Origin of the sequence: Xanthomonas sp. GPE 39 (assembly GCF_000963005.1) — a bacterium.
GTDB lineage: Bacteria > Pseudomonadota > Gammaproteobacteria > Xanthomonadales > Xanthomonadaceae > Xanthomonas_A.
The window spans coordinates 3,213,297-3,227,229 of the sequence record NZ_JZHZ01000007.1; the positions used below are offsets into that span (position 1 = coordinate 3,213,297).

The 13,933-nt window shown below is 63.6% G+C and carries 12 protein-coding genes; 8 read left to right on the forward strand and 4 right to left on the reverse strand.

The genetic code is table 11. The features are described 5' to 3' along the window. Positions 1-65: 65 nt before the first annotated feature. From XALGPE39_RS13485 to XALGPE39_RS13515, 7 genes are all read left to right on the forward strand, one after another. Positions 66-782, forward strand: a complete 717-nt coding sequence (locus tag XALGPE39_RS13485; RefSeq protein WP_045728623.1) for an ABC transporter ATP-binding protein — start codon at positions 66-68, stop codon at positions 780-782. 30 nt (positions 783-812) lie between these two features. Then, positions 813-2,135: an ABC transporter permease gene (locus tag XALGPE39_RS13490; RefSeq protein ID WP_045728624.1), complete on the forward strand. Its 1,323-nt coding sequence runs from the start codon at positions 813-815 to the stop codon at positions 2,133-2,135. Positions 2,136-2,150: 15 nt separating this feature from the next. Further along, entirely contained in the window at positions 2,151-3,365 is a 1,215-nt protein-coding gene (locus XALGPE39_RS13495; protein ID WP_045728625.1) for an FtsX-like permease family protein, read from the forward strand. 170 nt (positions 3,366-3,535) lie between these two features. After that, positions 3,536-4,867 carry an ABC transporter permease gene (locus XALGPE39_RS13500; protein ID WP_045728626.1) on the forward strand — a complete coding sequence of 444 codons (1,332 nt, stop codon included), beginning with the start codon at positions 3,536-3,538 and terminating at the stop codon, positions 4,865-4,867. 7 nt (positions 4,868-4,874) lie between these two features. Then, positions 4,875-6,116, forward strand: a complete 1,242-nt coding sequence (locus XALGPE39_RS13505; protein WP_045728627.1) for an FtsX-like permease family protein — start codon at positions 4,875-4,877, stop codon at positions 6,114-6,116. A gap of 99 nt (positions 6,117-6,215) precedes the next feature. Beyond that, positions 6,216-7,553, forward strand: coding sequence for a sigma-54 dependent transcriptional regulator (locus XALGPE39_RS13510; RefSeq protein WP_045728628.1), 1,338 nt, complete (start codon positions 6,216-6,218; stop codon positions 7,551-7,553). Beyond that, positions 7,550-8,917, forward strand: a complete 1,368-nt coding sequence (locus tag XALGPE39_RS13515) for a sensor histidine kinase (protein ID WP_045728629.1) — start codon at positions 7,550-7,552, stop codon at positions 8,915-8,917. Before XALGPE39_RS13510 ends, XALGPE39_RS13515 begins: the two co-directional genes overlap by 4 nt. Before the next feature lie 31 nt (positions 8,918-8,948). Here XALGPE39_RS13515 and glmU read toward each other — a convergent pair whose 3' ends face one another. After that, positions 8,949-10,316: a bifunctional UDP-N-acetylglucosamine diphosphorylase/glucosamine-1-phosphate N-acetyltransferase GlmU gene (gene glmU / locus XALGPE39_RS13520; protein WP_045728630.1), complete on the reverse strand. Its 1,368-nt coding sequence runs from the start codon at positions 10,314-10,316 to the stop codon at positions 8,949-8,951. A 134-nt stretch (positions 10,317-10,450) separates the two neighbouring features. On the opposite strand from glmU, the gene XALGPE39_RS13525 reads away from it, so the two are divergent. Beyond that, the gene (locus XALGPE39_RS13525) at positions 10,451-10,834 is read left to right on the forward strand and encodes a GtrA family protein (protein ID WP_045728631.1); all 384 of its coding nucleotides are present in this window, start codon (positions 10,451-10,453) and stop codon (positions 10,832-10,834) included. A gap of 170 nt (positions 10,835-11,004) precedes the next feature. Here XALGPE39_RS13525 and XALGPE39_RS13530 read toward each other — a convergent pair whose 3' ends face one another. The 3 genes from XALGPE39_RS13530 to atpD all read right to left on the reverse strand — a co-directional run bounded on the left by XALGPE39_RS13530 (position 11,005) and on the right by atpD (position 13,841). Continuing rightward, positions 11,005-11,580 (reverse strand): chorismate mutase, encoded by a 576-nt coding sequence (locus XALGPE39_RS13530; RefSeq protein ID WP_045728632.1) that lies wholly within the window; start codon positions 11,578-11,580, stop codon positions 11,005-11,007. Positions 11,581-11,841: 261 nt separating this feature from the next. Further along, positions 11,842-12,264, reverse strand: a complete 423-nt coding sequence (locus XALGPE39_RS13535; protein ID WP_045728633.1) for a F0F1 ATP synthase subunit epsilon — start codon at positions 12,262-12,264, stop codon at positions 11,842-11,844. A 170-nt stretch (positions 12,265-12,434) separates the two neighbouring features. Beyond that, on the reverse strand, positions 12,435-13,841 hold the full coding sequence (gene atpD, locus XALGPE39_RS13540; RefSeq protein ID WP_045728634.1) for a F0F1 ATP synthase subunit beta: 1,407 nt from the start codon (positions 13,839-13,841) through the stop codon (positions 12,435-12,437). Positions 13,842-13,933 lie beyond the last annotated feature (92 nt).

The window sequence follows — 13,933 nt, forward strand, 5'->3', positions numbered from 1 at the left end:
AATCGAATACGTTGACGCTTGCCAATCCCGACTCCACCCACCACTCCGCTTCAAGGAACACCGTCATGCTGCAAATGCACTCCGTTTCCAAGGTCTTTCGCACCGAACAGGTCCAGACACATGCGTTGCGCTCGCTGGATTTGCATGTGCGCGAAGGCGAATTTGTCGCCGTGACCGGACCGTCCGGTTCTGGCAAGACAACATTTCTCAACATCGCCGGGCTGCTGGAAACCTTCAGCAGCGGCCAGTATTTGCTCGACGGGCAAGACGTGAGCCATCTCAACGACGATGCGCGCTCGCGCATGCGCAACCAAAAAATCGGTTTCATTTTCCAGGGCTTCAACTTGATCCCCGATCTAAACCTGTTCGACAACGTCGATGTGCCGTTGCGCTATCGCGGCATGGCCGCCGCCGAACGCAAGCGACGCATCGAGGACGCACTGGGCCGGGTTGGACTGAGTGGGCGGATGAAACACTACCCATCCGAACTCTCCGGTGGACAGCAGCAGCGCGCGGCGATCGCGCGGGCGCTGGCCGGCAGTCCGCGCCTGTTACTGGCCGACGAACCGACCGGCAACCTCGATTCGCAGATGGCGCGCGGGGTGATGGAACTCCTTGAGGAAATCAACACACAGGGCGCCACCATCGTCATGGTCACCCACGACCCCGACCTGGCCGCACGCGCGCAACGCAACGTGCATATCGTCGATGGCCAAGCCACCGATCTGCTGCGCGAACCGATGCTGACCGATACCGGCAATGGCATCGCGGCGAACCCGTAACCGGTACCGCAACGGAACACGAAGAACGCCATGCTCGGCTACTACCTGCATCTGGCGCTGCGCAGCCTGCGCCGCAGCCCAGTGCTCACCGCGCTGATGGTGCTGTCCATCGCCGTGGGCATCGCTGCGGCCATGACCACGCTGACGGTGATGCGTTTGCTGTCCGGCGATCCGCTGCCCGGACGCAGCCAGCGGATCTTCTATCCGCAGCTCGACCCACGCCCGCCTGGCAGTCCCGCCCGGCAGCCATTCGACAAGCTCGACTACAGCACTGCGATGGACCTGTGGAAGCACGCGCATGTCGATCGCCAGGCCATGGTCGCCGAGAGTCAGATCAAGTTGCGCGCATCCGATGGCAACGGCCCGGCGTTCATGACCCAATTATTGTCCACGCAAGCGGATTTTTTCCCGATGTTCCAGGTGCCGTTCGCTGACGGCAGTGGCTGGCGTGCGCAGGATGACCGCGACCATGCGCGGGTGGCGGTGATCTCGAACGATTTGAATGCCAAGCTGTTCCAGGGCCGCAACAGCGTCGGCCAGCACCTGCTGGTGCGCGGCACAGTCGTGCGCATCGTCGGCGTGCTGGCGCCCTGGCGGCCGTCGCCGCAGTTCTACACGCTGGCCGGCGGCAGCTTCGCTCATGGCGATACCGCCAGTTTCTACGGCAAGCCGCAGGACGTGTTCATGCCGCTATCCAGCAGCCTGGAGATCAACGCCGGCAATCTACAGCCGTGGACCTGTTTCGGTATTCCGACGCAGCCACTGGATCTGCGCAGCGCACCATGCGTATGGCTACAGTTGTGGGTGCAACTGGACTCGCCCGACAAGGTCGCCGCCTACCGTCGCCTGCTCGCCGACTACGCCGCCGAGCAACACGCCGCTGGACGCATCGGCCACCCCGACACGGCACGCTTGCTATCCCTAACGCAGTGGCTGGACCACAACCGGGTCGTACCCGGCGACGTGCGCCTGCAAAGCTGGCTGGCGCTGGCGTTTCTGGGCCTGTGTCTGTTCAACAGCGTCGGCCTGCTGCTGGCAAAGTTCCTGCGTCGTGGCGGCGAAATCGGCGTGCGCCGCGCACTGGGCGCATCCAGGCATGCGATCTTCGCCCAGTGCTTGGTCGAAGCCAGCGTGATCGGTGTCATCGGTGGCACAGGCGGCTGGCTACTGACCTTGATCGGGCTGTGGAGCGTGCGCCAGCAACCCACCGCCTACGCCGATCTGGCGCACTTGGACGTGTCGATGTTTGCTGGCACCTTCGTGCTGGCCGTGGCCTGCAGCCTCGCTGCCGGCGTGTTTCCCGCGCTGCGCGCCAGCCGCATCGCGCCGGCCATGCAACTCAAGAGCTTGTGAGCGGCGGAGCATCCTGTGCAGATCAGACCCATCCTATCCGCCCTGTCCCGCCACCGCATCGCCGCAATGCTCATCGCGCTGGAAGTCGCGTTGGCCTGCGCGGTGCTGTGCAATGCCTGCTTGCTGATCGGCAACCGCCTGGAGCTGGTGCATCTGCATAGCGGTATCGACGAAGCCGCGCTGGGGCTGGTGTCTCTTCACGGCTGCGACGGCTGCAACACGGTGGACCTGGATGCCCGGATACTCGATGCCATTCGCCGCACGCCCGGCGTGCGCGCAGCAGGCACCATCAACAGCGTGCCCTTCGCCCCGCCGACCGGCAATAACGGCGTGTGCCTGGATCCGGACTGCAGCACGAACCGCGGGGTACCGCACTTCTACACCGCCAGCCCTGGCGCAGTCGCCGCCCTGGGCCTGCGCCCCAGCCGTGGTCGCGAATTCAACGATGCGGACTATCAACCGTTCGAGCACTTCGCCCCGGCACAGGTCAACGTCTGGATCACCCGCGCTCTGGCCGAACACCTGTGGCCAGGGCAGGACCCGCTAGGCCGGGCATTCTGGTCAAGCAGCCACTTTCGGGTGATCGGCGTCCTCGATCACCTGGCCCGGCCCGATCCAGGCCGCAGCGAAGATGGCGTGCTCGGCAGTGACTGGTCGGTGCTGATCCCGGTCAGCGAGGCGACGCAATCGGGCATGTACGTGCTGCGCGCCGATCCGCATGCGTTACCGCGTGTCCTCGCGCAGGCGCGCACCGCAGTGGCACGTGCCGCGCCCGACGCCGTCCTGGACAACATATACAGCCGACCGCTGGACGAACTGCGCCAAAGCTATTTCCAAAGCGACCGCGCGATGACCCAGCTTCTGGTCGCGGTCATCGTCGCGATGCTGCTGGTCACCGCGCTCGGCATCATCGGCCTGGCCAGCTTTTGGGTACAGCAACGCACCAAGCATATCGGCATCCGCCGCGCGCTCGGCGCCACCCGCCGCGACATCCTGCTCTATTTTCAGATCGAGAATCTGCTCATCGTCGGTGCAGGCGTGGCGCTGGGCATGTTGCTGGCCTATGGCGGCAACGTGCTGCTGATGCGCTTCTTCGAAGTGGAGCGCTTGCCGGTCAGCGATCTACCGGTCGGTGCTGTACTGCTGTGCGTGCTCGGCCAACTCGCCGTCCTCGGCCCGGCGCTGCGCGCGGCCGCCGTACCACCAGCCATTGCCACCCGCAGCACGTAAGCACACGCCAAGGACCATCTCGTGCTACCTCGAACCTTTGCCTTCCGTTGCTTTCGCCGCATCGCCGCTCGCGGCGCTGCCCGATTTCATCAGTCATCCGCTGCAATGCGCACTGAGTTCAGATGCGAAGTGCGCGATGTTTTTCCATCTCCATCCTCGCGGAGCCACTGATGCCACTGCCATACGCCATTGAACTGGGGATACGCGGCGCACGCCGCCATCCGCGCACCATGCTGCTAACCGTGCTGACACTCGCGCTCGGCCTGGCCGCGGTGATGACGATGCTGACGCTACTGAAGGTGCTCTCCGCCGATCCATTACCAGGACTCAGCCAGCAGTTGTATCTGGGCTGGGTGGATTCGCGCGAGGCCGCCACCAGCAGCACGCTCGACGAACCACACCCATTGCCGCCATCGCAGTGGAAAATAGCCGATGTTCAGCGCTTCATGGCGTCACATCCGGACATCCCACAGACCGCATTGGCTTCCAGCCAATTCACGATCAGCAGCGAAGATCACCGTCAGAGCGCATCTGTTAGCGGCGTGACGGCATTGGGTCCGATGCCGCGCATTTTTGGCGTGCCACTACGCGAAGGCCGCTATTGGACACCGCAAGAAGAGCTCGACCGTGTGCCGGTCGCGATCATCGGCCATCGGCAGAGTCTGCGGTTATTCGGCACCGAACATGGGGTGGGCCACCAACTGCGCTTGGGCAAACATCTATTCAAAGTCATCGGTATCAGCGACGACTGGGGACCGCGGCCGGCATTCTACTTTCTGCAATCACTGGAACAAGCCTGGAGCGACCTAAAGATCGAACTCTTTGTCCCAGCGCAAGCCGCACTCGACGCCGATGCTCCACCATTGGTGGGAATGCAGTGCGACGATAATGGTCCTGGCGGCATGCGCTTCAACGAGATCAATCTGCACGCCTGCCGCTGGCTGATGCTGTGGGCGCAGTTGCAGACCGAAGCACAAGTAGACAACTACCGCAGCGCGTTGTTGGCATTCGCACAGGTACAGCACACAGCCGGAATATTCCCACGAGCTGCGCAGGCCATGCTGTACAACGTGTCCGCATGGCTGGCCGCCAATCGCGCTGTGCCCGATACCGTGCATTTAAACCTCTGGTTGGCTCTGGCACTGCTGGGCTTGTGCATTCTCAACGTCGCCGGCTTGCTCGCGGCACGCTTCCTGCGCCGCGCTCACGAAATCGGCATCCATCGTGTGCTGGGCGCACCACGCCACGCGGTGTTTGTACGCTGCCTGACCGAGTCTGGGTTGATCGGATTGCTTGGTGGCATTTTGGCACTGCCGGTGACGCTGTTCGGCCTGTGGGTGGTCCGCATACAAAGTACGACGTACAGCGACTTAGCCCAGTTCCGGGCCGATCTATTCGGCGTGTTGTTACTGTTGGCAATCGGCACCGGGCTACTGGTCGGCATCATCCCCGCATGGCGCGCGTCGCGACTCTCACCGGCCATGCAAGTCAAGAGCGTCTGAGGTGCTCATGTCTATTCTGCGTCCTTATCTAGCTCCGTTACGACGACATCCGCTGATGCCGCTACTGGTCATCGGACAAACCACCGTGGCATGCGCGATCCTGCTCAACGTGCTGTTTCTGCTCTGGCAAAAGCTCGCACCGATGTTGGTCACCGATGGCATCCCAAGCGGCGAACTGGTGATCGTGGACCAAGTGATCAACCAGGCCGGCCAATGGAACGCCGCACAAATCCTCACGGGAACCGATGCACTACGCAAGATCCCTGGCGTCAAGGCAGTGTCACCCATGATTGGATTGCCAATGAGTTCTTCGTTAACGGTAACGGGCCTGCTGAAAGGTCCCGCCGGATCGGAAACACCAAGCCTGTACAGCGGCGACTCCGCACTCGATGCGCTGGGCCTGGAACTCAGCGCTGGCCGCCGCTTCAGCCGCGAGGAGATGTATAACATCGATCTGTCAACGTCGAACATCTTCAATAAAGGCACCACCCCCGTCATCCTCACCGAGGCGCTAGCGCGCAGGCTGTTCGGCACGCAGCCAGCCTTGGGTGGCATCCTCAACGGCAGAGATCCGCGAGACCCCGATCACTTCGTGGTAGTCGGTTTGGTCCGGCACCTGCTGCGCTACCAGCTCGACGAACTCGACGATGGCAAGGCCGAGTTCTCGATGCTGACACCAGGCAAAATCACCGGCACTCCCATTCTGAACTATGCCGTGCGCGTCACCCCTGGACAACGCGATGCGGTGATTGCACAGATCGCGCCACAGCTCAAACGCGCACTTGGCGCGGACATGATGCGCAACATCGAACCCAAGGTCAGCGACTACGAATCACAGCGCAACGCACGCCTGAAACCACGCCGTGCCGCTGTCTGGCTGTTCGGTTCGGTGAGCGCATTGGTCACGGCCATCACCTTGATCGGCATCGCCAGCCTCAGCGGTTTCTGGATCCAGCAACGCACGCGCCAGATCGGCATCCGCCGCGCACTCGGTGCGACCCGCTCGCAAATCCTGCATCAGTTTCAGTTGGAGAACCTGCTGATCATCGGCACCGGGCTGACCTTCGGCATCCCCCTGGCCTACGCGGCCAATCTGTGGCTGATGCAGCACTACGAACTGTCACGCTTGCCAACGATCTGCATACCGATCGGAGTGGGTGTGTTGTTGATGCTCGGTCAGCTCGCGGTGTTCTGGCCAGCACGCCGCGCCGCCGCCGTGCCACCGGCCATCGCCACCCGTCATGCCTGATCGCCTGGCAATCCGCACGACAAGCTCGGCACGGGCTGCGATGATGCCATCCTGTCCAGCTACCAACGTCGGCATGCCGGCCCGCCTTCAAGGTTCACGATGCCCTGTCTGTTGATCATCGACGACAATCCCGCCGTCGCCACTGCGCTGGAGGTGCTGTTCTCTCTGCACGAGATCGAGACCGTCTACGCCGACAACCCGCAGACCGGGCTGCAACGCCTGGCCGAGGGCGGCATCGATTTGGTACTGCAGGACATGAACTTCAGTACCGACACCACCTCCGGCGAGGAGGGGGCCGCGTTGTTCGAGGCGATCCGCACGCACCACCCGGACCTGCCGGTGATTTTGCTGACCGCCTGGACTCAACTCAGCAGCGCGGTCGAGCTGGTCAAGGCGGGTGCCGCCGACTATCTGGCAAAGCCCTGGGACGATCGCAAACTGCTGACCACGGTCAACAATTTGCTGGAGCTATCGGAAACCCGCCGCGAACTGGAGCGGCGCCGCGACGGCGAGCGCCGCCATCGCGCGGATCTGGCCCTGCGCTACGATCTGCGCGGCGCGGTGTTCGCCGATCCCGCCAGCGCGCGCGTCATCGCCCTGGCTTGCCAAATCGCACGCTCGGCGTTGCCAGTACTCATCACCGGCCCCAACGGCAGCGGCAAGGAAAAGATCGCTGAAATCATCCAGGCCAATTCGCCGATGCGAGACGGCCCATTCGTCGCGCTGAATTGCGGCGCGCTTGCCGCCGAACTGATCGAAGCCGAGCTGTTCGGCGCCGATGCCGGCGCCTACACCGGCGCTAACAAGGCCCGCGAAGGCAAGTTCGAAGCCGCCGATGGCGGCACCCTGTTCCTGGACGAGATCGGCAACCTCTCGCTGGCTGGACAGATGAAACTGCTGCGCGTGCTGGAGACCGGCCGCTTCGAGCGACTCGGCTCCAACCGCGAGCGGCAGGTCAAGGTGCGGGTACTCAGCGCGACCAATGCAGACGTGAGCGCGATGATCCGCGCAGGTACGTTCCGCGAGGATCTGTACTACCGACTCAACGCGGTAGAACTGTCGCTGCCGGCGCTGGCCGAGCGTCCTGGCGATATCCTGCCACTGGCCGAGGCGTTCCTATCCGGCACCAAGAGGCTATCGCTCGGCGCGATGCAGGCACTACAACGGCATGCCTGGCCCGGCAACGTGCGCGAGCTGCGCAACGTGATCCAACGCGCCGAATTACTGGCCAACGGCGCGCAGATCCAATCGGCCGACCTCAATCTGCCCAAGCCAGCGCCGCAACGCCGCAGCAACGCGGACGAACCGGACCGCGAACGCATCGTGGCCGTATTGGAACGTGCTCACGGCGTCATCGCCCAGGCTGCAGCCGAGCTGGGTATGAGCCGACAAGCACTGTACAGACGCATGGAGCGCCACGGCATCCCGCGCGAATGAGACAGCGCTATTCCTTCACTACCGCTTTGTTCCTGCACCTGCTGCCACTGCTGGCGCTGGCGGCAACGTTGCCGTGGCTGCTGACGCATTGGATAGAGCGCAGTTGGGTCACGATGACGCTGTCGGCCCTGGTGTTGATCGCACTGGCGTGGTTGGCCATGCACCACGCCACCGCATCGATGCGCTCGCTGTTCCGTGCCCTGGCCAGCAACATCGGCAGCTACCGCGACGGCGAATACAACGTCAGCGTGTCATGGCACAGCAACGACGAACTGGGGAAGATGGTGGCGGCGCACCAGCAACTCGGCGAGATTTTGCGCGAGCAACGACAAGCGTTGGTGCAGCGCGAACTGATGCTCGACACCATGGTGCAGAACACCCCGGTGGCGATGCTGCTGACCTGCAAGGGCGGCGACGGCCTGCAACGCGTGATCTTCTCCAACCTGGCGGCGCGCAAGCTGCTGCATGGTGGCTGGAAGCTGGAAGGCCAACGCCTGGACAATCTGCTACTGAATGTCCCTGCGCCGTTGCGCGACGCCATCGCACGCGGCGGTGACAGCCTGTTCTCAATCGAAAACGACCAGCAGGATGCGGAGGAAGAACAGATTTACCATCTATCGCGACGCAGCTTCCATCTCAACGGGCGACCGCACGAATTGCTCCTACTACGCCTGCTCACCGCCGAGCTGCGGCGGCAGGAAGTGCATACCTGGAAGAAAGTCATCCGGGTCATCAGCCACGAATTGAACAACTCGCTGGCCCCGATCGCGTCGCTGGCGCATTCCGGCGCCGAGTTGGTACGACGACAGAAAGTAGAGCGACTGGAAGAGGTGTTCGGCACCATCGAGGAAAGCGCGCGGCACCTGGAAGGCTTCATCCGCGGCTACGCGCGCTTCGCCAAACTGCCACAGCCGCAACTGCAGACCGTGCACTGGGCGCAGTTCCTGGCCGGACTCCAGCAGCAGATTCCATTCGCACTGGAGATGCAAGCACAGGATCTACACAGCAGAGCCGATCCAGCACAACTGCAGCAGGCGTTGCTCAATCTGATCAAGAACGCACACGAGTCCAGCCCCGAGGGGCCAATGTCAGCCGACGGCGTGCGCGTGCGCGTCTCCACGCGCCCGGACTGGCTGCGCATCGAAGTGCTGGACCGCGGCAGCGGCATGAGCGAAGCGGTGCTGCATCACGCCCTGATGCCGTTCTACTCGACCAAACGCAATGGCACCGGCCTTGGCTTGGCATTGACCCGCGAAATCGTCGAAGCACACGATGGCCGCCTGTCGCTGCACAACCGAGAGGCGGGTGGGCTGTGCGTGACCATTGCGCTGCCGATCACCACCTCGGTCAACAGCCTGGGCTGAAGCACACTCCACGCCATCCCACGCCGCCGACTCAGTCGCGCTTACGCGGGCGCTCCCAGCCCTCGATGGTTTGCTGGCGCACGCGGGCCACGCTCAGCTTGCCGGCAGGCGCGCTGCGGGTAATCACCGAACCGGCGCCGATCGTGGCACCTGCACCGATCTCCAGCGGCGCTACCAGCGCACTGTTGGAACCGACGAACACGTCATCACCGATGATGGTCTGCGACTTGTTCACCCCATCGTAGTTGCAGGTAATGGTGCCGGCGCCGAGATTGACCCCGCTGCCGATCTTCGCATCGCCCAGATAGCTCAGGTGATTGGCCTTGCTGCCGACACCAAGTACCGTTTGCTTGGTCTCGACGAAGTTACCGATGTGCACGCCATCAGCCAGCACGGTGCCCGGCCGCAGCCGCGCGAACGGCCCGATCTGCACTGCGCCCTCGGCGACCACACCCTCCAGATCGCAATGCGCGCGCACCTCGGTGCCCGGCCCCAGCATCACATCTTTCAGCCGCACGAATGGGCCGATGCTGACACCATCGCCGAGTTCCACCTCGCCTTCCAGGATCACATTCACATCGATGCGCACATCGCGGCCCACGCGCACGCGACCACGCTGGTCCAGGCGATTGGGATCCAGCACCTGCACGCCTTGTTCGCACAGCGCACGCGCTGCGCGCAGTTGCCAGGCACGCTCCAACTGGGCCAGTTGCCACGGATTATTGGCGCCCTCGGCCTCGATCGGATCGGCCACCAGCACCATCTCCGCCGGAGTGAACTCGGCGGCAGCGGCGGCGAACACATCCGTCAAGTAATACTCGCCCTGCGCATTGTCGTTGCGTAGTCCCGCCAACCAACGTCGCAATGCTGTGGATTCGGCGGTGACGATGCCGGTGTTGACAGTACGGATGCGCCGCTGCGCGTCGTCGGCGTCCTTCTGTTCGACGATGGCCGCGACCTTGCCGGCGGCATCGCGCACGATACGGCCATAGCCAGTGGGGTCATCCGGCTCGGCGACGAGCACCGCCAAGCGGCCTGGCGCGTGCAACAGGCGTAACAGCGTCTCGGCACGGATCAACGGCACATCGCCATACAGCACCAACACGGTGGCCGCGTCCGGTACTGCCGCCATCGCCTGCTGCAGCGCATGGCCAGTTCCCAGTTGCTGGGCCTGTTCGGCCCACAGCAAATCGGTCTGCTCGGCGAAGGCGGCCCGCACCGCGTCGCCTCCATGTCCGTAGACGATGTGGATCGCCTGCGGCTGCAACTGGCGCGCGGCCTCGATTGCGTGCGCCAACATCGGACGGCCGGCAATGCAGTGCAGCACCTTGGGCTTGGCCGAGTTCATCCGTTTACCCGCACCGGCGGCGAGAATCACGACGTGCAGTGGCAGGCTCATACGGCGGTTCCGTTTCGGATGATGTGCAATGTTAAAGGCTGGCCGTGCCGTGCGCTGTGTCCTGCACGCAGCAGGGGTGTATCTGGGCACGGCAACCGCTAGCATGCGCGATCTGCCTCTTACCCTGGATCTGCATGAGTCTCCTGCGACAGAGCAGCCAATTTATGCTGATCGGCCTGCTGCAATTGCTGGTCGATTGGAGCGTGTTCGTCGGGGCGACCGCTGCGGGCATGCCACCGATTCCCGGCAATGTGCTGGGCCGCATCTGCGGGGCCATGCTCGGGTTCTGGCTCAACGGCCGCATCACCTTCGCCAATGGCAATGTCCCCCGTCTGGGCTGGCAACGCTTCGCTCGTTTCGCCGCTCTGTGGCTTGCGCTCACCGTCCTCAGTAGTTGGCTGGTGTCGCTATGCGCGAACGCGCTGGGTCTGCGTCTGGCTTGGTTGGGCAAGCCGCTGGTCGAAGGCATGCTGTCCGTGGTGTCGTTCTTTCTCGGCAGACAGTTGGTGTATCGCTGACCACACGGTATGCGGCGCTCGACCGCGTGCGATGGCATAGACGCCATCGCACGCGTTCACCGATATCAACGCTGTTGGCCGCGACCGGTACAGGACGGACAACCGCGCAGCCGCGACTGGATGCGCTCCTGAAGCACGTCGGTGCGACACCCACCGCACCACCTCCACACTCAGTGGCAGAAATCGCCCAGGCTGCGGACCAGCGCGGTGCGGTGGAGTTGATCCAATTGCCAGCGCAGCGCATAGAGTTCTGCGGCGCGGGCGGTCGTGGCCGGACAGTCCGGCGCCTGCCGCAGCGTCGCGTTGGCCTGCAAGGCATCGAGCATCTCGCCCTGCAACTGATCCAGACGTGTGCGCAGCGCGCTCAAATCCGGACGCGGACGGTCGGGTGCGCGACCACGCAGGTGCCAACGCGATAGCAATTCGTACTGCACCAGCTTGTTGGATTCGATCTGCATGCCGAAGAAGCGCGCCGCATCGTCGGGATCCACACCATGCGCCGGGGCTTGTTCGCGCACCTTGGCCAACACGGCGGCTTCGCGCGTGCTATCGAGCACCGGCTTGCCGCTATCCCATTTGCTCAACGCTACCTGGTCGCCGATGGCATTACGCGCGACGATGCGATCCAACAGCGGCTCCAGCGGAGTCGAGCTGCGAGCGGCGGGGATCGCACAGCCCATCAAGACGGTACCGGCCAGCAGCGCCGTCAGCGCATGCGCAAGGGAAGAGGAAGCGGTTGTGGTCATCGTGATTCTCCGAAAATCGTCTGCAGTCGGGGGGAAGGATGCGCAGATCGGGCGCACATCTTGCCGCAGCTATTGCGCCATGCAATGACGCAAGGCGGTGTTGTGTCATACCGCCACCATCGAGTCAGCAACGATAAAGCCAGAAGTATGGTTTGCGTCACAATCCACCGCGATACCGATGCAAATCGCGCAGAAACGACAACGCCGGCAAGCGCCGGCGTCTTTATCGCGATGGGCTCGCCCATCGGCCGCGCATGACACTCAGTGCTTGAGGTTCTTGCGCAGGCGTTCCAGCGCCTGCAACTGTGCGGTCACTTGTGCAAGCTTGGCCTGCGCCTCGGCCACGTCGATGCCTTCGCCGCGACCAGCCAGCAAACGCTCGGCTTCTTCCTTGGCCTTGCGCACGGACGCCTCGTCGATATCCTGCGCGCGGATCGCGGTGTCGGCCAGGATGGTGACCACCTGCGGCTGCACCTCAAGGATGCCACCAGAAATGGCGAAGTCCAACTGCTCGCCGCCAGCGGTGGTCACCACCACCTTACCGGGCTTGAGCCGGGTGATCAGCGGCGCATGCTTGGGTGCGATGCCCAACTCGCCCAGCTCGCCGGTGACGACCACCAGGGTCGCGTCGCCGTGGTAGATCTCATTCTCGGCGCTGACGATGTCGCAACGGATGGTGCTCATGGTGCCTCACTGGATGAGGTGGGACGCTGGACTGCGGCTGCGGGAGTGGCCAAGCGGCTCAATGGCCGTATGACTTGCCCGGTGCTTCGATGTCCTGCGCCCCGCCTTGACGATAGCTGACAACTGACGTGCGGATGCGCGCGCCGACCGCGTGCGGCCGGCTGCACGGATCAGGCCTTTTCGGCCATCTTTTTGGCTTTTTCGACCGCTTCCTCGATGCCGCCGACCATGTAGAACGCCTGCTCCGGCAGGTGGTCGTACTCGCCATCGACAATCGCCTTGAAGCCGCGGATGGTCTCCTTCAGCGACACGTACTTGCCCGGCGAGCCGGTGAACACTTCGGCCACGTGGAACGGTTGGCTGAAGAAGCGTTCGATCTTGCGCGCACGCGAGACGGCCTGCTTATCCTCTTCGGACAGTTCATCCATGCCGAGGATCGCGATGATGTCCTTCAGCTCCTTGTACTTCTGCAAGGTGGACTGCACGCGGCGCGCGGTGTCGTAATGCTCGTGGCCGATCACGTTCGGATCGAGCTGGCGGCTGGTCGAATCCAGCGGGTCCACCGCCGGATAGATACCCAGCGAGGCGATGTTACGCGACAGCACCACGGTGGCGTCGAGGTGGGCGAAGGTGGTCGCAGGCGACGGGTCGGTCAAGTCGTCCGCAGGCACGTACACCGCCTGGATCGAGGTGATCGAGCCGTTCTTGGTGGAGGTGATGCGCTCCTGCAACACGCCCATTTCCTCGGCCAGGGTCGGCTGGTAACCCACCGCCGACGGCATACGGCCCAGCAGCGCCGACACTTCGGTACCGGCCAGGGTGTAGCGATAGATGTTATCGACGAACAACAGCACGTCCTTACCCTTGCCCGAGGCATCCTTCTCGTCGCGGAAGTACTCGGCCATGGTCAGGCCGGTCAGCGCGACGCGCAGGCGGTTGCCCGGCGGCTCGTTCATCTGGCCGTACACCATCGCGACCTTGTCCAGGACGTTGGAGTCTTTCATCTCGTGGTAGAAGTCGTTGCCCTCGCGGGTGCGCTCGCCCACGCCGGCGAACACCGACAGGCCCGCGTGCGCCTTGGCGATGTTGTTGATCAGTTCCATCATGTTGACGGTCTTGCCGACACCGGCGCCGCCGAACAGGCCGACCTTACCGCCCTTGGCGAACGGGCACATCAGGTCGATGACCTTGATGCCGGTTTCCAGCAATTCGGTGGCCGAGGACTGATCTTCGTATGTCGGCGCAGCGCGGTGGATTTCCCAATGGTCGGTGGCCTGCACCTCGCCGGCTTCGTCGATCGGACGGCCCAGCACGTCCATGATGCGGCCCAGCGTACCCGCGCCGACCGGCACCGCGATCGCGCGGCCGGTGTTGGTCGCGATCAGATTGCGCTTCAGGCCATCGGTGGAGCCGAGGGCGATGGTGCGCACGACGCCATCGCCCAACTGCTGCTGCACTTCCAGCGTGATGGCGGTGCCTTCGACCTTCAATGCGTCGTAAATCTTCGGCACATCGGCCCGCGCGAATTCGACGTCGACGACTGCGCCGATGATCTGAACGATCTTGCCCTGACTCATTTGGGTAACTCCACTTATGTCTATGCGAATCTGGTATCGGGAATGGGGAACGGGGAATCTGGCGCGGGAGCAGCGGCTTGCGACAACGCGCC